The organism is Chitinophaga sp. RAB17 (genome assembly GCF_052114225.1).
Lineage (GTDB): Bacteria > Bacteroidota > Bacteroidia > Chitinophagales > Chitinophagaceae > Chitinophaga.
The window spans coordinates 511,661-534,658 of the sequence record NZ_JBFREI010000006.1 but is presented as its reverse complement, the minus strand read 5'-3'; the positions used below and the strand labels follow the sequence as shown (position 1 = coordinate 534,658).

The 22,998-nt window shown below is 46.8% G+C and carries 20 protein-coding genes; 16 read left to right on the top strand and 4 right to left on the bottom strand.

The features are described from left to right. Positions 1-103 precede the first annotated feature (103 nt). The 15 genes from AB4Z08_RS21770 to AB4Z08_RS21700 all read left to right on the top strand — a co-directional run bounded on the left by AB4Z08_RS21770 (position 104) and on the right by AB4Z08_RS21700 (position 19,068). The gene (locus tag AB4Z08_RS21770; protein WP_441575892.1) at positions 104-673 is read left to right on the top strand and encodes an NADPH-dependent FMN reductase; all 570 of its coding nucleotides are present in this window, start codon (positions 104-106) and stop codon (positions 671-673) included. A gap of 54 nt (positions 674-727) precedes the next feature. Beyond that, on the top strand, positions 728-1,054 hold the full coding sequence (locus tag AB4Z08_RS21765) for a HesB/IscA family protein (protein WP_133808162.1): 327 nt from the start codon (positions 728-730) through the stop codon (positions 1,052-1,054). A 13-nt stretch (positions 1,055-1,067) separates the two neighbouring features. Then, entirely contained in the window at positions 1,068-2,513 is a 1,446-nt protein-coding gene (gene sufB / locus AB4Z08_RS21760; RefSeq protein WP_441575891.1) for a Fe-S cluster assembly protein SufB, read from the top strand. Between the two features lie 41 nt (positions 2,514-2,554). Further along, a complete protein-coding gene (gene sufC, locus AB4Z08_RS21755; protein ID WP_331963425.1) occupies positions 2,555-3,319 on the top strand; it encodes a Fe-S cluster assembly ATPase SufC in 765 nt (254 codons plus the stop codon). 8 nt (positions 3,320-3,327) lie between these two features. Then, positions 3,328-4,647: a Fe-S cluster assembly protein SufD gene (sufD, locus tag AB4Z08_RS21750; protein WP_441575890.1), complete on the top strand. Its 1,320-nt coding sequence runs from the start codon at positions 3,328-3,330 to the stop codon at positions 4,645-4,647. Positions 4,648-4,654: 7 nt separating this feature from the next. Further along, entirely contained in the window at positions 4,655-5,902 is a 1,248-nt protein-coding gene (locus tag AB4Z08_RS21745) for an aminotransferase class V-fold PLP-dependent enzyme (protein ID WP_441575889.1), read from the top strand. Between the two features lie 10 nt (positions 5,903-5,912). Then, positions 5,913-6,341, top strand: a complete 429-nt coding sequence (locus AB4Z08_RS21740) for a SufE family protein (protein ID WP_441575888.1) — start codon at positions 5,913-5,915, stop codon at positions 6,339-6,341. Further along, entirely contained in the window at positions 6,338-6,649 is a 312-nt protein-coding gene (locus tag AB4Z08_RS21735; RefSeq protein ID WP_441575887.1) for an iron-sulfur cluster assembly protein, read from the top strand. The genes AB4Z08_RS21740 and AB4Z08_RS21735 overlap by 4 nt, the downstream gene beginning before the upstream one ends. Before the next feature lie 115 nt (positions 6,650-6,764). Then, positions 6,765-8,078 (top strand): SWIM zinc finger family protein, encoded by a 1,314-nt coding sequence (locus tag AB4Z08_RS21730; RefSeq protein WP_441575886.1) that lies wholly within the window; start codon positions 6,765-6,767, stop codon positions 8,076-8,078. After that, complete coding sequence (locus AB4Z08_RS21725; protein ID WP_441575885.1) at positions 8,078-9,541, top strand: DUF5691 domain-containing protein; 1,464 nt, start codon at positions 8,078-8,080, stop codon at positions 9,539-9,541. Before AB4Z08_RS21730 ends, AB4Z08_RS21725 begins: the two co-directional genes overlap by 1 nt. Positions 9,542-9,606: 65 nt before the next feature. After that, positions 9,607-10,686, top strand: a complete 1,080-nt coding sequence (locus tag AB4Z08_RS21720; protein WP_441575884.1) for an ATP-binding protein — start codon at positions 9,607-9,609, stop codon at positions 10,684-10,686. A gap of 268 nt (positions 10,687-10,954) precedes the next feature. Further along, entirely contained in the window at positions 10,955-13,333 is a 2,379-nt protein-coding gene (locus AB4Z08_RS21715; protein WP_441575883.1) for a DUF5682 family protein, read from the top strand. Further along, the gene (locus AB4Z08_RS21710; protein WP_441575882.1) at positions 13,323-14,462 is read left to right on the top strand and encodes a VWA domain-containing protein; all 1,140 of its coding nucleotides are present in this window, start codon (positions 13,323-13,325) and stop codon (positions 14,460-14,462) included. The genes AB4Z08_RS21715 and AB4Z08_RS21710 overlap by 11 nt, the downstream gene beginning before the upstream one ends. Before the next feature lie 19 nt (positions 14,463-14,481). Beyond that, a complete protein-coding gene (locus AB4Z08_RS21705; RefSeq protein ID WP_441575881.1) occupies positions 14,482-17,406 on the top strand; it encodes a DUF4132 domain-containing protein in 2,925 nt (974 codons plus the stop codon). Between the two features lie 69 nt (positions 17,407-17,475). Then, positions 17,476-19,068, top strand: coding sequence for a beta-N-acetylhexosaminidase (locus AB4Z08_RS21700; protein ID WP_441575880.1), 1,593 nt, complete (start codon positions 17,476-17,478; stop codon positions 19,066-19,068). 99 nt (positions 19,069-19,167) lie between these two features. On the opposite strand, the gene AB4Z08_RS21695 is transcribed toward AB4Z08_RS21700, so the two are convergent. Together AB4Z08_RS21695 and AB4Z08_RS21690 are read right to left on the bottom strand one after the other, a co-directional pair. Continuing rightward, entirely contained in the window at positions 19,168-19,797 is a 630-nt protein-coding gene (locus tag AB4Z08_RS21695; protein WP_441575879.1) for a hypothetical protein, read from the bottom strand. 74 nt (positions 19,798-19,871) lie between these two features. Further along, positions 19,872-20,051 (bottom strand): hypothetical protein, encoded by a 180-nt coding sequence (locus AB4Z08_RS21690; protein ID WP_441575878.1) that lies wholly within the window; start codon positions 20,049-20,051, stop codon positions 19,872-19,874. Positions 20,052-20,324: 273 nt separating this feature from the next. Between AB4Z08_RS21690 and AB4Z08_RS21685 the strand changes: the two genes are divergently transcribed. Next, on the top strand, positions 20,325-20,555 hold the full coding sequence (locus AB4Z08_RS21685; RefSeq protein ID WP_441575877.1) for a hypothetical protein: 231 nt from the start codon (positions 20,325-20,327) through the stop codon (positions 20,553-20,555). A gap of 55 nt (positions 20,556-20,610) precedes the next feature. Here the strand turns inward: AB4Z08_RS21685 and AB4Z08_RS21680 are convergent, their stop codons facing one another. Together AB4Z08_RS21680 and AB4Z08_RS21675 are read right to left on the bottom strand one after the other, a co-directional pair. Then, positions 20,611-21,474: a pirin family protein gene (locus AB4Z08_RS21680; RefSeq protein ID WP_441575876.1), complete on the bottom strand. Its 864-nt coding sequence runs from the start codon at positions 21,472-21,474 to the stop codon at positions 20,611-20,613. Positions 21,475-21,483: 9 nt separating this feature from the next. Next, positions 21,484-22,776 carry a hemolysin family protein gene (locus tag AB4Z08_RS21675; protein ID WP_441575875.1) on the bottom strand — a complete coding sequence of 431 codons (1,293 nt, stop codon included), beginning with the start codon at positions 22,774-22,776 and terminating at the stop codon, positions 21,484-21,486. Positions 22,777-22,998: the final 222 nt, after the last annotated feature.

Sequence of the window (22,998 nt, the reverse complement as noted above, 5' to 3'; positions counted from 1 at the left end):
TTGTGAAAGCTAAAAAAAAGATTTTGGGATTTTGATGATTGTGAGCGGTAGTCCATCAAAACATAATCTCATAATCACTTAAATCTCTAAATATTAGATATTAATGAACGTCCTGATATTTAATGGTGCTATAGATGACCGTCCTTATGCCACTTCTAACCAGTTGGCGGTGTATCTGACGGAGAAATTACAGGAAAAAGGGTTTTCGCCCGAGATATTTAGTCTGGGTAACACACAGATCCCCTTCTTTTCCCAACAGGAAGCGGGGCTTAAACCGCCGGCAGTGGATGCGATGTGTGCAGCGTTTTGTAAGGCCGATCTTCATATATGGATGACACCATTATATCATGGCAGCATGACAGGTGCTATGAAAAACTGCCTGGACTGGCTGGAAATGACCAGTAAGAACCAGCGTCCTTATTTAACAGGAAAGGTTGTAGCTTTGCTCTCCTGGGCAGACGGCACACAGGCCATGCAGGGTATTAATGCGATGGATGCAGTGGCTAAGGCCTTAAGGGCATGGGTATTACCATATTCCCTGCCTATTTTAAAAGATAACCTGTATGATCCGCAAACCCGCGGGTTGACTGCGTTTTATAAAAACAAACTGGATACGATGGTGCAGTTACTGTGTGCGGCAAAATCGCATGTGGTAGCAGGTATTGAAGGATAAATCGTGGAAACACACCGGGAAACCGGTGATAGCTAATCAAAACAAATTCTGAGTATGATAACCGTTTCAGAAAAAGCAGGAGAATATATCAAAGCGCTGATGGAAAGAGAGCATCATGCACCGGGCACCTTTGTACGTGTAGGCGTAAAAGGTGGTGGCTGCTCAGGCCTCGAATATGTGATGAAATTTGAAGCAACAGAAGAGGAAGGCGACCAGATATTTGAAGATAAAGGCATTAAAGTAGTGGTACAGATGAAAAGCCTGTTGTACCTGTATGGTACAGAGTTGGACTTTTCTGATGGACTGAATGGCAAAGGCCTTTTCTTTAACAATCCTAACGCAACCAGAACCTGTAGCTGCGGCGAAAGCTTCGGGGTATAAATTTTAAACTTGTATGATCAACAGTAACGAAATAATTGATGATATAGCCAATAAGGAGTATGAGTTTGGCTTTAGCACCGATATTGAAATGGATATAGCTCCTCCCGGGCTGAATGAAGATATCATCCGTTTTATTTCGGCGAAGAAGAATGAACCTGAATGGCTGCTGGAGTGGCGCCTGAAGGGATTTGCCGCATTTAAGAAAATGGAATTCCCCAAATGGCAGCATTTTGAAATGCCTAAGCTTGATCTGCAGGCACTTTCTTATTATGCAGCACCCAAAAAGAAAATAACGCTCAACAGCCTGGATGAAGTAGATCCTGAACTGCTGGCGACTTTCGCAAAACTGGGTATTCCCCTGAACGAACAGAAAGCACTGACCGGTGTAGCAGTAGATGCTGTATTTGACAGCGTTTCTGTGGCAACCACCTTCAAAGGTAAACTGAAAGAAATGGGCGTAATTTTCTGCTCTTTCGGTGAAGCGGTGCAGGAACATCCTGATCTGGTAAAAAAATACCTGGGTAGTGTGGTGCCTCATACGGATAATATTTTTGCTGCGCTCAACGCTGCCGTATTCTCCGATGGTTCTTTCGTATACATTCCGAAAGGCGTTCGTTGCCCGATGGAACTGAGCACTTACTTCCGTATCAATGCACAGAACACCGGACAGTTTGAACGTACCCTGATCATTGCAGACGACAACAGCTACGTAAGTTACCTGGAAGGTTGCACAGCACCTATGCGTGATGAAAATCAACTGCATGCTGCGGTTGTGGAACTGGTAGCCATGGAACAGGCTGAAATAAAATATTCTACCGTACAAAACTGGTATCCCGGTGATAAAGACGGTAAAGGCGGTATCTATAATTTCGTGACCAAGAGAGGTATCTGCAAAGGTACTTCCAGCAAAATCTCCTGGACACAGGTGGAAACAGGTTCTGCTATTACCTGGAAATATCCCAGCGTAATTCTGCAGGGTGATTATTCTGAAGGCGAATTTTATTCCGTAGCAGTAGTCCGTAACAAACAGATTGCTGACACCGGTACCAAAATTCACCATATCGGAAAAGGCACCAAAAGCCGCATCATTTCCAAAGGTATTTCTGCCGGTCGTGGCGACAACAGTTACCGCGGACTGGTATCCGTTGGTCCCCGTGCAGACAATGCCCGCAATTTCACCCAGTGCGACTCCCTGCTAATCGGCAACCAATGCGGATCTCACACGTTCCCGTATATCGAATCCAGGAACAAAACGGCGATGATCGAACATGAAGCTACCACTTCCAAGATCGGAGAAGATCAGATCTTCTACCTGAATCAACGTGGTATCGACAGCGAGAAAGCAGTAGCCCTGATCGTAAACGGTTATGTGAAAGAAGTACTGAACCAGCTGCCAATGGAATTTGCAGTGGAAGCACAGAAATTATTATCTATTACACTTGAAGGAAGCGTTGGATAATTCATTATCCAACTAATACATACAGAACGAAAAAAACAAACATGCTGACGATTAAAAATCTGCACGCAGAAGTAGAAGGGAAAAAAATTCTGAAAGGCATTAATCTCGAAATAAACAAAGGAGAAATGCACGCTATCATGGGACCTAACGGTTCCGGCAAAAGCTCATTGGCTTCTGTTTTGGCGGGTCGTGATAACTATACTGTCACCGAAGGTGAGGTATGGTTCAACGGCAAAAATCTGCTGGATATGGCTCCGGAAGATCGCGCCCGTGAAGGTGTATTCCTGGCTTTTCAATACCCTGTAGAAATCCCCGGTGTTTCTAACCTCAACTTCATGAAAACCGCACTGAATGAAATCAGGGCGTATAAAGGTCTCCCTGCCCTCGAAGCAAGAGAGTTCCTGAAGCTGACCAAAGAAAAACAACAACTGGTAGATTTCCATTCCAACCTGATGAACCGTTCTCTGAACGAAGGATTCAGCGGTGGCGAAAAGAAACGTAACGAAATTTTCCAACTGGCTATGCTGGATCCACAGCTGGCAATATTGGATGAAACAGATTCCGGATTGGATATCGATGCACTGCGTATTGTTTCAAATGGTGTAAACAAATTACGTGATGCAGAAAAATCCTTCGTAGTGATTACTCACTATCAACGCCTGCTGGAGTATATCATACCTGACTTTGTGCATGTATTATACAATGGCCGTATCATCAAGACCGGTACCAAAGAACTGGCACTGGAACTCGAAGAAAGAGGATATGACTGGCTGAAAGAGGAATTACATTTGAAAGAATCTGTATAAAACGAATTATGACAAGCGATATGATATTGCCATTTTACCAGGCGTTAACGGAAGATGTAAATGCACTGTCTGCACAGGTATCCACTCCTGCTACTGCAGCACTGCACGACATCCGCCGCAAGGCGCTGGAGCGCTTCACAGCAACAGGACTTCCTACGCTGAAAACAGAAGCATGGCGCTACACGAATATTCAGCGCTATCTGAAAGAATTTCCATATGAATTGCTGACCACTGCTACACCGGTTTCCGCCGCAGTAGCAGAAAGTAAAGCAATTCCTGAACTGGATTGCTACCGTATAGTACTGGTAAACGGACACCTGCAGGCAGATCAGTCTACACTGCCTGAAGGTAAAGGCATCACGGTGGGCGCAATGAGCGCAAACACCACTGCCCCTGGTTTTGTTACGTATTTCAACGAACAGAAACACCTGGCCGGTGAATCAATGGCCCAGTTAAATACTGCCCTCTTCGCAGATGGTTTGTATATAGAACTGGCTGCCAATACCGTACTGGACAAACCAGTACACATAGTACACGTATATTCCTGCACAGCGCACGCAGTCATTCAACCCCGTCATTTATGGGTGCTGAACAGAAGCGCTGCCGCTACGATTATCGAAAGCTCCGTTCATCCGGAAACTGCTGCCGTGGCTTTTGCCAACAGTGTACTGGAAACCGTGATACTGGAAAATGCAGAACTGTGGCATTATAATGTACAACAGGGAGAAGAAAGCTTCCGCGAAGTACATACCACTGCTGCACAACAACACAAAGACAGCCGTTATCATCATTTTAATTTCACCCTGCCCAATACCCCGTTCACCCGTAATAACCTGAGCGTGGCACTGAATGGCAGTCATACTGAAACTAATCTGAACGGTTTATATATTGCCAGCAAACATCAGCATGTAGATAACCATACTTTTATGGATCATATCATGCCTGACTGTAACAGTAATGAGCTGTACAAAGGCGTACTGCTGGATAATGCCAATGGCGTATTCACCGGTAAAATCCTGGTACACCAGGAAGCGCAGAAAACAAATGCATTCCAGCAGAACAATAACCTGCTGCTGGGCAACAAGGCAGATATTAACTCACAGCCACAGCTGGAAATATATGCCGATGATGTAAAATGCAGCCATGGTTTTACTGCCGGTCAGTTCAGCGAAGAGTCCATGTTTTACCTGCGCTCCCGTGGCATAGGTGAAGATGCGGCAAAAGCACTGATGGTAAATGCCTTCTCTCATGACATTACAGATGCCATAAAGGTACCAGCCCTGCAACATTACCTGCAGGAGCAGATTGCGGAGATCATGAATAACTAAAATTACGATGGAACATATTGCTAACATAGTGACCGCCGGCCTGGATGTAACGCAGATCAGAAAGGATTTTCCTATTCTGCAGCAACAGGTACATGGCAAACAGCTGGTATACCTCGACAACGGAGCAACCACGCAGAAGCCGCAGGTAGTAATAGCAGCGGAAGCCCGCTACTATGAAGAATATAACAGCAATGTGCACCGGGGTGTACACCACCTGAGCCAGGTAGCAACGAATGCATACGAGAAAGCCCGTATCACCGTAGCCGGCTTTATCAACGCAGCAGATCCTCACGAAGTCATCTTTACCAAAGGCACTACAGATGGTATCAACCTGGTAGCCAATACCATGGGCCGTCGTTTCCTGAAGGCAGGCGACAGCGTGATCATTTCTTCCATGGAACACCATAGTAATATAGTGCCCTGGCAGATTGTTTGTGAAGAAAACGGCGCCACACTGAAGGTAATCCCTATCAATGAGCGCGGTGAACTGCTGATGGATGCCTACGAAGCCATGCTGGACGACTCCGTGAAAATGGTTGCCGTTACCTACGTTTCCAATACGATGGGTACCGTGAATCCGGTACAGGATATCATCACGCTGGCGCATGCACGAAATATACCGGTACTGCTGGATGCCGCACAGGCCATTCAACATATCAGTATTGATGTACAGGCCCTGGACGTAGACTTCCTCGCATTTTCCGGCCATAAAATTTATGCACCTACCGGCACCGGTGTGCTCTATGGCAAAAAGGAATGGCTGGATAAACTGCCTCCTTACCAGGGTGGTGGCGATATGATCAAGACCGTCACTTTCGAGAAAACGATCTATAACGAATTACCTTATAAATTCGAAGCTGGTACCCCTAATATCGCAGGCGCCATTGCGCTGGGTACTGCCATTGAATATTTACAAAAGACCGGCATCTCCAACATCCAGCAGTGGGAAGAAGAACTGATGGAATATGCGATGCAGGAACTGCGTAAGATCGATGGTATCCGCTTTATCGGGGATGCTGCCAACAGAAGTGGTGCGATTTCCTTCCTGGTACACAACATTCACCCGTTTGACATGGGCGAACTGCTGGATCAGCAAGGTATCGCTGTAAGAACAGGACATCACTGCACCGAACCGCTGATGGATCTCTTTAAGATCCCCGGTACCGTTCGTGCATCACTCTCTTTTTATAATACCAGGGAAGAAATAGACAAACTGGTAGCCGGCATTAAAAGAGCCGCCTCCATGCTTTTGTAAACAGGTGAATATGACGATTCAGGAAATACAGGAAGAAATAGTATCGGATTTTTCGATGATGGGCAGCTGGGAAGATAAATATGAATATATCATCCAGTTAGGTAAGGAATTACCACTCATTGCAGAAGAATTTAAAACACCGGACAACCTGATCAAAGGCTGTCAATCACGTGTGTGGCTGCATACAGAACTGAAAGACGGGAAATTGTTTTTTACCGGCGACAGTGATGCAGTCATCACCAAAGGACTGGTCAGCCTGATGATTTATGTACTTTCCGGGCATACACCAAAGGACATTGCAGCAGCAGATATCTATTTCATTGACGCCATTGGTTTGAGCAGTCATCTCTCCCCTACCCGTTCCAACGGGTTACTGAGTATGCTGAAACAAATGAAGCTGTATTCCATCGCTTACCAGGCAAAAATTAACCAGCAATGAGTGAAGCAACATTAAGAGAACTGATAGAAGCACAGCTGAGAACCGTGTTTGATCCGGAAATTCCGGTGAACATCATGGAACTTGGGCTGGTATACGAAATCAAGATCAAGGAAAATAACCGGATTGGTATTGATATGACCCTTACTGCACCCGGTTGCCCGGTGGCAGGAGATATTATCCGCGAAGTAGATGAAAAAGTAAGAAATATAGAAGGCGTTTCTGACGTGGATGTACACCTTACTTTTGATCCACCCTGGACTAAAGAAATGATGAGTGAAGAAGCAAAGCTGGAACTGGGCTTTCTTTAAGCAATAAAAAATACCAGATATTGAACCAAATACCAAATACACTGCGTAGTGTTATTTGATATTTGGTTTTTTATTTTATGGAATTATTTACTTTGTGCCTTAAATCGTTAATCCATTGAACCTATCCGACGAACAAGTGCTTGCTATGGCGCCTGATGACTCTTCCCGTAAATCCGGGAAAGACCTGGCCAACCCGGCCAAATGGGTCAGTAAAGGCGTTGGCGATAATGCGTTATGGGGAGAATGCCAGGGTAGCGGCAGCAAACCATACCAGACACAAATAGATACCGGTAACATGGCATTCAAATGCAGTTGCCCCAGTCGTAAGTTTCCCTGCAAACATGGATTGGGACTGTTACTGCAATATTCCAGGCAGCCTGACTCCTTTGCGGAACAAACACCTCCGGCCTGGGTCAGCGAATGGTTAGCCAAACGTGCCGAGAGAGAAGAAAAAAAAGCAGTAACCGCCAACGCACCTGAAAAACAGGTAGACGCCACCGCCCAGGCTAAAAGACAACAGGCCAGGCAGCAGAAAGTCAGCGATGGTACTGCGGAACTACTGCGCTGGATAAAAGACCTGGTACGCAATGGTATCATGGACCTGCCTGAAAAAGACCCCTCCTTCTTTGAAAATATGATTCGCCGTATGGTGGATGCCCAGGCCCCTGGTCTGGCTGCCATGATGCGCGAACTCGCCGATATCAGCTACTTTCATGAAGGGTGGCAAACCATTTTCATGAACCAGCTGATACGTATCTACCTGGTGATTCAGGGGTATCAACACCTCGACCAACTGCCGGAAACATTACAGCAGGATGTTCGTAGTCTGATTGGTTTTGCACAGGCACAGGAAGAACTGAAAGAACAAACCGGTGTTACAGACACCTGGCGGGTACTGGGCAAACAAACCACAGAGGAAGACCGTCTCGTGGTAGAACGATATTGGCTATACGGCATCCGTACACAACGCCGTGCATTGATACTGCAGTTTTTTGTACGCGGCCAGAGCACCATCGCCAATCCTATTACTCCCGGCACCACCATCCAGGCAGAATTGGTATACTACCCTTCTGCCGCACCACTCCGGGCCATTATCAAACAACAAATGACAGTTCCCCCGGATCATACCTTCAGCGGTTTTTCCGGATGGGAAGAAGTGGTATCTGCCCAAACTGATATCAGCGCCGTATTACCGGTGTATAACGACCAGGTATATACGATTGCGGGTCTCACACCAGTATGGCACCAGGAGCAATGGTGGCTGCAGGATAGCCGGCAGCAACTGATGCCGGTAAAAAAAGGATTCCCGCATATCTGGAAACTACTGGCGCTCAGCGGAGGTGCCCCGCTGCATATGGCCGTAACCGGCCGGGAAATGCAGTATGAACCAATCGGGGTATGGCATGAACATGAATACAAAATATTATAATGGAGCGCTGGAATAATATCATCAATACCGCCCTGCTGGGCACCGCCAAAAAACAGGCCGACAGCCAGGGTCTGAATGGTATGCTGCAGGCGGCGGCGGAGCAAATCCTCGGCAACGCATCAGCCGATAAAGAAGAGCAGTTCCTGCAACTGGCGTCCGTTGTCTATAATTACCGGCAAAGTGGTACCCAACCAGTGACCGCCGCCATTCAACCCATAGCGGTATGTGCTGCAGAAACCAAATCCTATTGTCCGCCCGCAGCTATCCGCGTATTGCAACCGGTACTGGAAACAGACAGCATACAACTGCTGCAACTATGGCTGGAATACTGCACCAAAGCAAACCTGCTGCTGCCTCCTGCGCAGTTGCCGGTGATGCTGGACAAAGCATGGCGCAATAAATCCCTACGGGTACTCACTGCTGCTGCCGGTGGTCATCGCGCTGAGTGGCTGGGGCAATTTAACCCCGACTGGAACTTTTCCCGCGTAGCAGAAACACTGGAAGACAGATGGGAAAATGGTGCTACCGCACAACGGGTGGAAGCATTGAAAGAATTACGTGCAACCGATCCCGTTATGGCCCGCACCTGGCTGGAGCAAACCTGGTCCAAAGAAAGCGCTACTGTAAAAACAGAGTTGCTGACAGTGCTGGAACAGCCACCCCATGAAACAGACATTGAATGGCTGGAATCTTTGCTAAGTGAAAAAAGCAAGCAGGTGAAAGAAACCGTCATCCGCCTGCTGAAAAAACTACCCGGCTCTTCCCTACATGAACAATACTGGCAGGTATTAGCCGGCGCAATACAGCTGCAGGATGATGGCCATGTAGTGATCGCCCTGCCGGACTTAAAAGATGACCGTATTTTTCAGAGTGGTATCGAAAAACTCAGCAATAATAAAAAGGTATCAGACGAAACACATATCCTCTATCAGTTAGTCAGCCTGGTACATCCCTCCCGCTGGGAAACCCATTTCGGGCGCTCTACTGCAGAAGTAATGAGGCTGTTCGGACAATATGAAACACTGCAACCCTTCGTACCGGCGCTGGTACAAGCCATTACCTGGTTTGAGGACCGGCAACGGGCCATTACGTTTATGCAGTACAGTGAAACATTCTTTATTGATATCATTCCGATGCTGCCCACGGATCAGCAACAGCAACTCAGTGAGAAATTCTTTGATGAACACCCGGAAACGATCATCAAATATGCCAGCAACAACCCGGAGGAATGGAGTGTGCCTTTGTGTACCAGGATAATGCGGTATGCGGCCACACAACCTTATACCTATAACCAGCTGTTCATGAATAATGTGATCCGGCAGATACCCGTAGCCATCACTGCTACGCTCGATGATATTGTGCCAACGGAATCTTATCATGTAGGATACTGGAATAATATAAAAGTTCACCTGGGCCGGCTCTTACAGGCTAAAAGCCAGCTACCAGGGAGTTTCAACAAATAATATTAACAGCTGAAGCCCCTTACCAACAACTAAAGGCCAACAGCTAAAAGCTAAATCAACATCCCATGTCAGACATTTTACGTTATCATGCCGAACAGCTTTTTGCAGAAGAGCTGGAAGAACTGAAAAAGCAGGACTCCGAAAAGCGCCCGCATAACTGGTTGTTATCTCCCCAGTCTGTAGTCACCTACCTGATAGGCGGCAAACTGAAAAATGGTTTTGAAGTAACTCCTAAATATATTGGCAGCAGACGCCTGATGGAAATTGCCGTGGCTACCCTCGCAACAGATCGCGCGCTATTGTTATATGGTTTGCCCGGTACCGCCAAAAGCTGGGTGAGTGAACACCTGGCAGCCGGCATCAGCGGTGATTCCACCATGATTATACAAGGTACCGCTGGTACCAGTGAAGAAAGTATCCGCTATGGCTGGAACTATGCCCGTCTCCTCGCAGAAGGACCGTCTAAAAATGCATTAGTGGAAACGCCGGTGATGCGGGCCATGCAGGATGGTAAAGTAGTCAGAATAGAAGAGTTGACGCGTATAGGCGCCGATGTGCAGGATACCCTGATTACCATTCTGTCTGAAAAAACCCTGCCTATCCCGGAACTGAATACAGAAGTACAGGCTACTAAAGGATTCAATGTGATTGCCACCGCCAATAACCGTGACAAAGGGGTGAACGAATTATCCAGTGCACTAAAACGTAGGTTCAATACCGTTATACTGCCCGTACCTGATTCTATGGAAGAAGAAATTGATATTGTGAGAAGACGGGTGGAAAGCTTCGAAAAAGTGATGGAACTCCCTGCAGAAAAACCTGCGCTGGAAGAAATCCGCCGCATCGTTACCATCTTCCGCGAACTACGTAACGGTGTGACCCTGGACGGTAAAACAAAACTAAAATCTCCTGGTAGCACGTTGAGTACAGCAGAAGCTATTTCCGTGGTTAACAATGGGTTAGCCCTGGCTGCTTATTTTGGTGATGGAAGGCTGAATGCAGCAGATCTGGCCGCCGGTATCATCGGCGCGGTGGTGAAAGATCCGGTGCAGGATAAACTGGTATGGCAGGAATACCTGGAAACGGTGGTGAAAACCCGGGAAGACTGGAAAGATGTGTACCGGGCCTGCAGGGATTTAGTTTAGCGGGTAAAGGTTGGTACCTGGAAGTGTTGAAAAATGTATCCATCATGAGTTGATGATGACAAAATGAATAGCCGTTGACGAATAAGGAAGACAGAAATGAAGGTGATGCAGACAGATAACCTGCTGCAGCATAAATTAGTCGTTTCCATTTATTGCTTATTACCAACTAGCTATTTCATATAAATTGATAATCAGCAATTTGTAATTATTTAATTTCTGAAGATACCAATCTCAGAAAACAAGTTTATTTTACGATTAAGCGCTACATATGTCTGTACATATTTTAGGTATCCGGCACCACGGACCTGGTTCTGCCAGGAATGTAAAAGCTTTTCTGGAAGAGCTGCAACCGGATATTGTGCTGATAGAAGGACCACCGGAAGCAGATGTTTTACTGCAATGGGCAGGCCACGAGGATTTGCAGCCTCCGGTAGCCATCCTTGCCTATCAGCCGGATAGTCCGCAGAAAGCCTGCTTCTATCCGTTCGCGGCCTTTTCGCCGGAGTGGCAGGCCATGTTATATGCAAAGCAACATCGTATACATGCCCGCTTCATGGATCTTCCATTGGCACATGTATTCGGAATGGAAAATGAGGCTGTGGCAAAAGCAGCAGAGAAGGCAGCAGGAGAAGGACCAGGTGAAGTTCCTGAAGGCGATACAACCGATACTCCCTTTATTACATTAAATAATGTATTCCTCGGCACTCCTTCCCGCTACCATAACAATGCACACAATGACAACGAAGAAGTTTTTACAACAGCACCTGAAACTTCGTTTATCCCCCAGCGTGATCCTATTTCACACCTGGCCGCGGCAGCTGGTTATGATGACGGAGAAAGATGGTGGGAACATATGTTTGAATATCGCCTGGCACAGGCATCCGTGTTTGAAGCGGTGAACGATGCCATGCAGGCCCTCCGGGAAGAATTGCCACGCAGAGAAGATCACCGGGAACAACTCCGGGAAGCATGGATGCGCAAATGTATCCGTTTGGCTGAAAAAGAGATGTTCCAGCGGATTGCCGTGATATGTGGCGCCTGGCATGCGCCGGCACTGCAGAACATGCCGAAACAAAAAGAAGATAACGACCTCCTGAAAGGATTGCCTAAAGCAAAAGTGGAATGCACCTGGATACCATGGACGTATAGCCGTTTAAGTTACGAGAGCGGTTATGGCGCCGGCATTCCCTCACCAGGATGGTATGAACATATCTGGGAATACCCCAACGATGATGGCACCCGCTGGATGGCGCTGGTAGCAAAACTTTTCAGGGAGCAACAACAGGATACCTCCGTAGCACACGTAATGGAAGCGGTACGGTTAGCCAACTCCCTGGCATCCTTACGGCACTATTCCCGCCCCGGACTGGAAGAGCTGAATGAAGCTACTCTCAGTGTATTGTGTAACGGAGAGAGTATCCTCATGCAGCTCATTCGGGACGAACTCATTGTACGTAACCGCATCGGGAAAGTGCCTGTAGAGGTTCCCACTCCTCCACTGCAAACAGATATTGCCAAATGGCAGAAGAAACTGCGGCTACCACAAACAGCGGATTTCAAAGACTATGTACTGGATTTGCGCAAGGATACTGATCAGGAAAGAAGTATTTTTCTGCACCGGCTGCAATTACTGGAGATCTATTGGGGCAAACGTGCCGAGATAGCTGGTAAAGGTACTTTTAAGGAGCAGTGGCGACTACAATGGGATCCTGCTTTTTCAATAGACATCATCGAAAAAGGCAGCTGGGGGAATACGGTGGCGGAAGCTACCACCCGCTATGTAACCCATAGCGCCGAAAATACCAGCACCCTGCAGCAGGTATGTAAAATGCTGGAATCAGCTATACCGGCGGAACTTCCGGCCATTGTGGAAGTGCTGATTCATCGTATCAACAACCTGGCGGCAGCTTCCGGAGATGTATTGCAGCTGATGGAAGTTATTCCATCCCTCGTAAATATCAGCCGGTATGGCAATGTACGTAAAACGGATGCGGCCCTCGTAAATGATATCACCGAAAGCATGATTGGCCGTATCTGTATCAGTTTACCCGCTGCCTGTACTTCCGTAGCCGAAGACGCGGCACTGGCATTACTGGATCTTTTCTACGCCATGAATGATGCTATCAGCCTGTTGCAGGACAAAGACCTTGACAGCTCCTGGCAGCAAACGCTGTTGGCGATATCCCGCAATGAGCAGTCTGCACCCATGATAGCCGGATACGCTACCCGTTTGTTGTTCGATGCCAAAGTGATCACAGGAGAAGCGCTCAGCAAGGCCTTTAGTGTATCCATGTCCATCGCCAACCCACCATCGCTGGCAGCCGCCTGGCTGGAAGGCTTCCTGAGAGGCAGTGGCACCTTGCTGCTGCTCGATGAAGAGCTATGGGGAATGGTACATAACTGGGTTTCTCAGCTGGAAAATGATATTTTCATACAGGTATTGCCGTTATTACGCCGCACCTTTTCTAACTTTACCGGCCCGGAACGAAAAAAACTGGGCGACAAAGTAAAGAACGGTGGCAGCGGCACCAGCATAAAAGCCGCTACCATAGGAGGCATCGACAATGATCGCGGTGCCAAAGGTATTCCGGTAGTGATGCAAATGCTGGGATTGAATGACTCAAAATTGTTAGCAGATGGAGCATGAAGAACAGGTTCGCAGGTGGCGGCTCGTGCTGGGTGGAGCCCAGAATGATGGTACCGCCTTTTCGTTGAATAAAACGGACCTGCAGGTAGACAAAACACTGGAAGCGTTGTACGACAACACCCGGCAGGGTGGCTTAGGCCCCTCCTCACCTAATGTGAGCCGGTGGCTGGGCGACATCCGCAGTTACTTCCCTTCCTCCGTAGTACAGGTGATGCAACAGGATGCGCTGAAGCGGCTCAACCTCACTCAAATGCTCTTTGAAAAAGAGATGCTGGAAAATGTGGAAGCCGATGTACACCTGGTAGCTACCCTCATGACATTGAGCCGGGTCATTCCGGAAAAGACCAAAGACACAGCCCGGCAGGTAGTCAGAAAGGTGGTGGACGATCTGCTGAAAAAATTGTCGCAACCTACTCAACAGGCCATCAGTGGCAGTTTAAACCGCAGCGTACGCAACAGGCGCCCCCGTCATAACGAAGTGAACTGGCACCTGACTATCCAGAAAAATCTGCAACACTATCAACCTGCCTACAAAACTATTATCCCGGAAACACTGATTGGGTACGGCCGTAAAAGGTCAGCGCTCAAAGAAGTAGTGCTATGCCTGGACCAGAGCGGCTCTATGGGGACCTCTGTGGTATATTCCGGCATCTTCGGAGCGGTCATGGCATCTATCCCTGCCTTAAAAACACAAATGGTTGTTTTTGACACCGCCGTTGCCGATCTTACGGAAGAATTACAGGACCCGGTAGAACTGTTGTTTGGCGTCCAGCTGGGCGGTGGCACTGATATTAATGCCGCATTGAAATATTGTGGACAAATTATCAGCAGGCCCACCGACACCGTACTGGTACTGATCACAGACCTTTTTGAAGGAGGCGATGAAAAAAACATGCGTAAACGCTTTACCGACCTGGCGGCAGCAGGTGTGCAGGTAATCGTATTACTGGCACTGAACGATGATGGCGCACCAAGCTATGATCATGAAAATGCACAGTTTCTCGCCAACCTGGGAATACCCGTATTTGCCTGTTCACCGGATAAATTCCCGGATATGATGGCCATGGCATTGAGCAAACAGGATGTTGCACAATGGGCCGCAAAAGAAGATATTGTGCTGAAAAAATAAATGAATCTATTTATACCTTATGCCGTACAAAAAGGAAGACATACTACCTCTGCTTGAAAGACTGAACTTGACTATCTATGAAAACAATGAACCTATACGGACCGGGGTAGATTTCCTTACAGGGCAAACACTTCAACCACCCGTATTTAACTCAGACGAAGACGCCACCACACTCGGATTATTTATTCAATTACTACAGGTACCGGAACATTGGAACGACAATGACCGCCTGGTATTACAACTCATCGCAGCACCCAACACCTGGAAGGTCTGCAAACATGCTTTTTTGACGAGGATCGTTCCTATGATGGACATGCCAGGCACCTCCTCTTCTATTGTACTACGATTCAGCTATTTCACCAGCTTCCTGCAACAAAGAGGCTGCACACCGGAAGAAATCGGATCCCAGCTGATCAGCTATTCCAGTGATGGCAACAACTTTGACCTGGCGCCACTAAAATTTACGCCCCTGCGCAAATTTTTACAGGACCTGATCAAAAGCGCAGAAAGACATGTGATCGATGCCTACCTCGTTACATGGAAACAAAAAAACTGGAATTCCCTGTTCTACCGTCTCCTTTCCAAAGCACATCCGGAACGTGAAATGGACTACCTGGAAAACATCCTGCTGCAAACCGGCAATCTGCCCGACCAGCACGAACTATCCAAAGTATTACTGCAAAACAATCTGCAGAAATATGAATCATTAATCGAAAAAGCTACTGACAGAGCCTCCTTACTACCGGATTATGCCGCCGCCCTACAAGGCTATCATCTACTGGCTAATCATCTCCCGGAAAAATATCATCAAAGGCTGGTAAAAACAGCCTATGATTACCTGGATCTGCCAAAGACAGGCATGGATGACCGCGCATTAACCGGATCACTGGTAACAGGCCAATGGATACCTGACATCATCCCATCAGGCCTATTGGCGGTTCGTGCCTTATTACAGAATGACCGTCAAAACCTGCTCCACTCCCTGGATAGTTACCTTTCTGAAAAACGCTACCTGCACCCGGATACTTTCCAGCTGCTGGCAGATGAACTCGGGGAAGGCGCCGTATCCTTATTAATGAATGCGCTGGAGAATGATTACGATGCAAAAGTTGTATTGCCGGCACTGACCCGGTTACCTAACTCCCTTTACATAGATCAGCTATGGCCGTTTACCCTCCACAAGCTGAAATCTGTTCGTACGCTCGTTGCCGTTGTTCTGGCAGAGCATCCGCTGGCACTGGAAAAGGCAGCAGAACTATTATTAAGTTCAAAAGCAGATCAACGTCTTACCGGTGTGCAGATTCTTTGCAGACTCAATAATCCGCATGCATTAACACTGCTGCAACAAATATTACAGAAAGAAGTAAACGATGATGCACGTGATCTGATGCTGGAAACGCTGGGGCACCATACTATTACCGGTGAAGATGACATGGCCGTTGTAAGAGAGTTGGTAGCCTATGCAAAAAAAAGAAGCAAGCTTTCCAAACCAGCCGAAAAATGGCTGGACGACAGCGCCCTGCCTCCGCTCTACCTGTTGAATGGCGACATGCTCTCCACTGATATGGTGCGTTTCCTGATGTACCGGATGGGGCGTGTCACCGAAATTCGCGCTGACGTAGAAGCAAAACCGCTCCTTCGCTTGATCGACCGCTCCAGCAGCGGGGCTTTTGCAGCACACCTGTTTCAGGTTTATATGAATCAGGGAGGCGATGCAAAATTCAAGTACCTGATGACATTAGCTGCCCTGGTGGGCGATGATGTGCTGGCAACAAACCTGCGCAGTGCCATTCAATACTGGATAGATACCAAACGCCTTAAGATGGCCGAACACGGTGTAGCCGCCCTGGCGCTTCAGGGTAGCGCCCCTGCTTTACGAGAGGTGGAATTCCTGTCACGCAGATATCGTATCCGTAAATCAAATGTAGGCGCAGCCGCATTGGCAGCCCTGCAAAATACGGCTACAGAAATGGGCCTCAGTATTCATGAACTTGGCGACCGGATCATACCTGATTTCGGTTTCAATGGCCGGTTTAAATATTTTGAAGTAAAGCAGGATGTTTACCGCGCATTTTTAGATAGCAACTTCAAGCCTGCTTATCTCAACGACAACAACCGTCACTTAAAAGCTATACCAGCAGCCACTTCCAGTGAAGTAAGGGAATCATTCAAAGCACTTACCAAAGAAGTGGCGGAAATTGTGAAGTTGCAATCTCTCCGCATGGAGCACTTCCTGGTAATTCAAAGAAAGTGGAGTACTGCTCAATGGCAGCAACTCTTTCTACAGCACCCTGTCATGTTTGTATTCGCTACCCGCATAGCATGGGGCCTCTTTGATGAGCAGGAACAACTGATCACCACATTCTATTGCCGGGAAGATGGTACCCTGCTGACATTAGTAGATACCGCCATTACGCTCCCGGAAAATGCTTCAATACGGATACTCCATCCTGTTTACCTGGATGCACCTACCCTGCAGCAATGGAAGCAGAAATTTTCAACGTTGCAGATTATACCGGTCTTTCCTCAATTGGAAAGACCGGTGGCTGCGCTCCCTCCTCAGCAGGCCTATACCACGCTGGTACACGACTTCGAGGATATTTCCATGGAAAGCGATATCCTGAACAGGTACATGGAGCAAAAAGGATGGAAGCTCAGCGAAGGCAGCGATGGTAAATATGTATATGCGTATCACAAAACAGATGACGAACATCAGCTGGAAGTGATTGTGGAAATGAGCAGTATTTATAAAGAAGACAGCTTCCGCTATAAATTAGGGAAGCTCTATTTTATCGATAAAACAAAAACGCAGCAGCGCTGGTTCCGCAGTACCGACAAGGAAGCTGTAGACTGCCTGTTACCGCTGAAAAATGTGCCACCAGTATTTTATTCTGAGGCCATCACTGATATTTCGATTTCCAGGGAACAAATAGCATTAGCGTAGCTTTTTTAAAATCACGGGATTTTATTTGTATTTTCTCACCTTAAACAAGTGAACAATTAAAATCTGCGTATGTCAAAACTAAGCAACACCCTGGCCAGTGCCTTCATGTTACTGCTATCAGTAGGTACTATGCGGCTGCAAGCCATCAATATTATTCCACAGCCATCGGAAGTAAAAACATTATCCGGCACCTTCACTTTATCCGGCGCCACTGCCATCATTCCAGGCAAGAGCGCCGGCGAGGCCAACCAACTGCAACAGACATTGCAGGAAACATATGGACTCTCCCTCTCACTCAAACCTGCTGCTAAAAGTGATTTTATCCGTTTAACCTTAAACGAAAAACTGAAGCAGGAATTAGGTACAGAAGGTTATCAGCTACTCGTAACCCCTGGCAGCATCACCATTACTGCCGCCACCAACGCCGGTATTTTTTATGGTATCCAATCCCTGCGTCAGCTGATTGCCGCTAACGGCAATACCTATACGATAGATGCCGTTTCCGTAAAAGATAAACCGCGCTTTCCCTGGAGAGCATTCATGCTGGACGAAGGCCGCTACTTCAAAGGCGGTGAAACGGTAAAGCATTTACTGGACGAAATGGCGCTTCTGAAAATGAATGTTTTTCACTGGCACCTGACCGATGACCAGGGCTGGCGTATTGAAATCAAAAAATATCCGCTGCTCACCACAGTGGGTGGAAAACGTGATTCTACCCAGATTGGTACCTGGAACAGCAAAAATTTTGATGGGAAAGTACATGAAGGTTTTTATACCCAGGAGCAGATCAAAGCGATTATCAAATATGCGTCGGACAGGCACATCACTATTGTGCCGGAAATAGAAATGCCGGGGCATTCCAGCGCCGCTATCGCTGCCTATCCGTGGTTAGGTACCAGGGAGACACCTATAAAGGTTCCGGGCACATTTGGGGTGCATTACGATGTTTTTAACGTAACAAGCCCAAAGGTAACCGGCTTCCTGCAGGATGTACTGGATGAGGTAAGCGCACTGTTCCCTTCCAAAGTGATACATATTGGCGGTGACGAGGTGAAATATGATCAGTGGAAAGCAGATCCCGGTGTACAATCCTATATGGCCGCACACAAGCTGGCCTCTCCTGCCGACCTGCAGATTTTCTTCACCAATAATATTTCAGTATACCTGTCCAAAAAAGGTCGCCGCATGGCTGGCTGGAATGAAATCATGGGCAGCAAGCTGCATGAATTTACCGATAGCAAAGATGCGTCTGCTACAGAGAAACTGGCGCCAGGCACCATTGTTCAGTTCTGGAAAGGAGAATTAAAACTGATCACGGAGGCCGTTTCCAAAGGATATGATGTGGTGAATTCTTACCACGCTTCCACTTACCTCGACTATGACTACAACGAAATATCGCTGGAAAAAGCCTATAGCTTTGATCCGATTCCTGCCGGACTGGATCCTACATACTATTCAAAAATATTGGGTACCGGGTGTCAGATGTGGGGAGAATGGATACCAGATGTAAAGACAATGAACCACCAGGTATTTCCAAGACTGGCGGCTTATGCCGAAGACGGCTGGAGTGCACCTGCTAATAAGGACTTTACCCGGTTTCAGCAGGCATTACAGTTTTTCTATGCGCGTTGGGATAAAGAAGGAATTAATTATAAGAAATAAGCATAACGCGAAAAGCCCTTGAAGCGAATGATCAAAGCAGATACGTAAATCTTTGCTATAGTCATCCGCACCAAGGGCTTTTTGCGTTATGCCTTCTGCTCACTTTACGGGCAGCAACTTCAACGTATCTTTTTCTTTCCTGAGATCGTATAAAATGATGCCTTTGGTGTTGGCTGTCAATGCATCAGGATCTCCTTCCCGGAAAGCAGGGAAAGTACGCACGAGATTTTTTCCCTTAATATAAAATGTGTCCTGTCCGCGGTAAGCCACTTGCTGCATAGTATCAATGGAATTGGTATTGATACGGGAAACGGGCCTTCTCAGGTCGAATGCGTAGATTTTTCCATATTTGCCGGTACCTTCAGACAGCATCGCGAAATAGATTTCCGGTTGACCATTTCCATCAAGATCCGCTAGCATTACATCTTTCAATTGTCCCTTTATATCCTTCTCCGTAATGCTATCTGCCGCTGTAGTATCTTTTTTACTGCCAATGGCCAGAACCAGGTCGCGCATATAACCATTGCCACGGGTAATAATACTGATACGATAGTCGCCGTAGGTGGTATCCCGTTGCATGGTTTTAAGCTCACCTGTATCCGGTGACTTTGGCGGGGCATTAGCGGAATCATGCGCTGCCTGCTCTTTCTTGTTCTGCATAGGGCTGTTGCAGGCCAGGAAAATAGTGGCTGCCAGGAAACCTGCCAGGATCATTTTATCATTCCTCATATTTATTCCTACTTTAATCGTGCAGAAGTAATGTAAAAAGCTTCCCGGGAAATGGCTCCCCGGGAAGCTTTTGGTTAATGTTTTTTGTGCTTATGCTCTTTTGTGTCTTTGCTGTTATGGGTAATATCTTTACCCTTGAAATCCTGTTCTTCATTTTTCCGGCTGTCGAGGTTATCCCTGATTTCAGGTTTGGGCATATTGGAGAAATGTTGCTGTTTACTCTGCCGGGTATTTTCACTTCTGGTACCTTTCATAAGAAAATATTTTGGTGAACAATATCCAATGCGCCACAAAAGCAGTGCCTCACTCCTTTCCCCATCCGGGGCGCCGGTCACGGACAGGAATGTTACCCTGTTTCCACTGATTGTCGGACAATGTCCACAATAAAATGGTGTTCCTCAAACGGTAACAGCCTTAAAAAAGAGAGACAACTGAAGAATGCTCAGGTGGTTATAAAAAATTGGGTACTGCAGATAAAATGGAGCATGATATCTGCATTTATAGTCCTGAACATAAATCTTAACTATATGAAAAACCTTCCAGCCACTATTGGTCTAATGGCCATACTCACCCTGTTTATTTTCTTTAAGGGAGATCCGGATCGTGCTGCGCAGGCTGCTCCGGTAAAACATAACAACATTGAGATTTTCCAGCAGGATACATTTCCACCAAAACCGCTGGATACTACAATGAGACATCATAAAAAAGATAAGAAGAAAACAGATACTACCTGGAGACAGCGAAAAGATACTGTGTAGTGTGGTGAATGATTATGGGGAGAAGTAATGATACTTCTCCCCATAAATTGTATGATTATTTTTCCAGTGTGCCGAATAAACCATTTTTATAGTCTTCCATGGCCTGATCAATTTCTTCAGATGTATTCATCACGAAATTATCTTTTGCAGCTACCGGTTCATTGATAGGTTCTGCAGAAAGATACAACAGGCGGGTATTTTCAAGCGCTTCTATATGAACATCTGACTGTTCATCTTCCTTATCAAAAACTACCAGGTGATAGCCACTTACTACTGCACCATTCACTTTTAAACCGCCGTCAATTACATACAGCAAAGTCCAGTACCCCCGTGTAGCCGTCAACGTTACTTCTTTACCAGCTTCCACATTGCCCCAGATCGCAGTAATAGGTGTAAAATTTTTTAACGGACCATTTTTATTTTCATACTCACCGCTGATGAGTGTCAGGTGTACACCATCTTTCACGGCTACCGGTGGCATTTCTGTGCCTTTTATGTATTGGTACCAGGGTGCTTCACCCTTATGGGCAGCGGGTACATTAAACCATAACTGCAGTAGTTCGTAGTTGCCTCCTTTTTCGAGAAATTCGGTGGAGGGGCCTTCGCTGTGAAGGATACCCCTGCCGGCAAACATCCATTGTACATCGCCACCGGTCACTGTCATGGCATTGCCGGCATTATCGCGGTGATAGCCCTGTCCCTGCAACATAAAGGTAACCGGTGCAAAACCGCGGTGCGGATGCGGATGGAGCCTGTCTTCCGGAGACCCGGGAGCAAAATACTTTGCAGGCATATGATGCACTACAATAAAGGGATTGGCAAAGCGGAACTGCATAGTGGGCAGTGATTGCCGCACTACCTCTGTATCGGTAATGTGCTTTTCACGTCCTTCCAGGACGTGGAGGATTTTCTTCTCCATAAAAATATTTTATCGGATCAGTTTGAGTCTTGCTTTCTCAACAGAACTACGGAACATTTTCAGGATCAGTACTTCATAATTTTCAATCATGATCACCTCACCTTCGCGGGGAATATTTCCGTGTATATAATTAATTAAACCGGAAAGTGTTTCATAATGTTCGCTCTCTGGCAGCGGATAAGGTAGTAATTCATTGATATCTGCCAGGTATTCATGTGCGTCTACAATGAAGTTATCATCCTTCTGTTCTACGATGGGCGCTTCATGGTCATGTTCATCCTGTATATCTCCTACCAGTTCTTCCAGGATATCTTCCATCGTAACAATACCTTCGGTATCTCCGAATTCATTGGTCACCACCGCCATTTGCAGGCGTTGGCCCTGGAAAGTACGCAGCAGATCTTTTATTTTCATGCTATCCGGTACATAAAATACCGGCTTCATGATATCCTTCAGGTTCTGCAGCGTTTTTTCGTGCACACCTTTCACCACGTCTTTTGTATATACCACGCCTTTCAGTTCATCGAGGGAACCGCTGTATACGGGATACCGGGAATAGCCGTCTTTGATCACCTGGTCAATGAGTTGATCCAGGGGCAGGTTAATATCGAGAGCTGAAATATCTTTGCGATGGGTGAGGATTTCCTTTACGCGGCTGTCGTCAAATTCAAATACGTTCTGGATCAGCTCCCGTTCTGTTTCTTCGATGGCGCCGCCTTCCTGGCTTTCAGAAATGATCAGTTTCAGTTCTTCTTCAGAGTGAATTTCTGACTCACCGGCAGGCTTGATGCCGATCATCCGGAGAATACTGTTGGCCAAGCCGTTGAGCATCCAGATAAAGGGGCGGAAGATGACGAACAGGGCGCGCAGCGGGATGGCTACGGCCAATGTGGTAGGCAGCGGTTTACGGATGGCCATTGATTTAGGCGCCAGCTCCCCGAAAACAATATGTAATATGGTAATAATGGTAAATGCAATTGTAACAGATATCCAGTGTACGGCAGCGGCGGAAATAGCGGTGATCCCCAGTTTCTCCATTGCCTGCAGCACGATGGCTGTCATTACGGATTCTCCAACCCAACCCAAACCGAGGGAGGCCAGGGTAATACCTAACTGAGTAGCGGCCAGATAACCATCCAGGTTACTTAACACGCTTTTAGCGGCTGCAGTGGCCCTTTTACTGGCTACTCCACCTTTACTGTTGATTTGAGAAGAACGTACTTTAACAATGGCAAATTCTGCCGCAACAAAGAATCCGTTTAATAGCACTAATATAATTGTCCAGAAAAGTTGCCAAAGCATGTAGTTCGTAGATTGGTTCGCAACCCCAAATATAGGTAAATCAATTTTTATACGTTGGAGTATTTTGGGGAATTACGAATTATGAATTACCAATTACGGATCTGTAGGGAAATTCTTCCATAAATGATCTCCCTACAGATCCGTAATTCGTAATTCATAATTCGTAATTTTTTCGTAAGTAGTCTACTTATTTCATAGAGTTTATGTATTTTGTGGTGAATT

Bases quoted from the DNA above. Each gene is read 5' to 3' on its own strand.
- AB4Z08_RS21770 (WP_441575892.1), top strand. From the start codon at position 104: ATGAACGTCCTGATATTTAATGGTGCTATAGATGACCGTCCTTATGCC.
- AB4Z08_RS21765 (WP_133808162.1), top strand. From the start codon at position 728: ATGATAACCGTTTCAGAAAAAGCAGGAGAATATATCAAAGCGCTGATG.
- sufB (WP_441575891.1), top strand. From the start codon at position 1,068: ATGATCAACAGTAACGAAATAATTGATGATATAGCCAATAAGGAGTAT.
- sufC (WP_331963425.1), top strand. From the start codon at position 2,555: ATGCTGACGATTAAAAATCTGCACGCAGAAGTAGAAGGGAAAAAAATT.
- sufD (WP_441575890.1), top strand. From the start codon at position 3,328: ATGACAAGCGATATGATATTGCCATTTTACCAGGCGTTAACGGAAGAT.
- AB4Z08_RS21745 (WP_441575889.1), top strand. From the start codon at position 4,655: ATGGAACATATTGCTAACATAGTGACCGCCGGCCTGGATGTAACGCAG.
- AB4Z08_RS21740 (WP_441575888.1), top strand. From the start codon at position 5,913: ATGACGATTCAGGAAATACAGGAAGAAATAGTATCGGATTTTTCGATG.
- AB4Z08_RS21735 (WP_441575887.1), top strand. From the start codon at position 6,338: ATGAGTGAAGCAACATTAAGAGAACTGATAGAAGCACAGCTGAGAACC.
- AB4Z08_RS21725 (WP_441575885.1), top strand. From the start codon at position 8,078: ATGGAGCGCTGGAATAATATCATCAATACCGCCCTGCTGGGCACCGCC.
- AB4Z08_RS21720 (WP_441575884.1), top strand. From the start codon at position 9,607: ATGTCAGACATTTTACGTTATCATGCCGAACAGCTTTTTGCAGAAGAG.
- AB4Z08_RS21715 (WP_441575883.1), top strand. From the start codon at position 10,955: ATGTCTGTACATATTTTAGGTATCCGGCACCACGGACCTGGTTCTGCC.
- AB4Z08_RS21710 (WP_441575882.1), top strand. From the start codon at position 13,323: ATGGAGCATGAAGAACAGGTTCGCAGGTGGCGGCTCGTGCTGGGTGGA.
- AB4Z08_RS21705 (WP_441575881.1), top strand. From the start codon at position 14,482: ATGCCGTACAAAAAGGAAGACATACTACCTCTGCTTGAAAGACTGAAC.
- AB4Z08_RS21700 (WP_441575880.1), top strand. From the start codon at position 17,476: ATGTCAAAACTAAGCAACACCCTGGCCAGTGCCTTCATGTTACTGCTA.
- AB4Z08_RS21695 (WP_441575879.1), bottom strand. From the start codon at position 19,797: ATGAGGAATGATAAAATGATCCTGGCAGGTTTCCTGGCAGCCACTATT.
- AB4Z08_RS21690 (WP_441575878.1), bottom strand. From the start codon at position 20,051: ATGAAAGGTACCAGAAGTGAAAATACCCGGCAGAGTAAACAGCAACAT.
- AB4Z08_RS21685 (WP_441575877.1), top strand. From the start codon at position 20,325: ATGAAAAACCTTCCAGCCACTATTGGTCTAATGGCCATACTCACCCTG.
- AB4Z08_RS21680 (WP_441575876.1), bottom strand. From the start codon at position 21,474: ATGGAGAAGAAAATCCTCCACGTCCTGGAAGGACGTGAAAAGCACATT.
- AB4Z08_RS21675 (WP_441575875.1), bottom strand. From the start codon at position 22,776: ATGCTTTGGCAACTTTTCTGGACAATTATATTAGTGCTATTAAACGGA.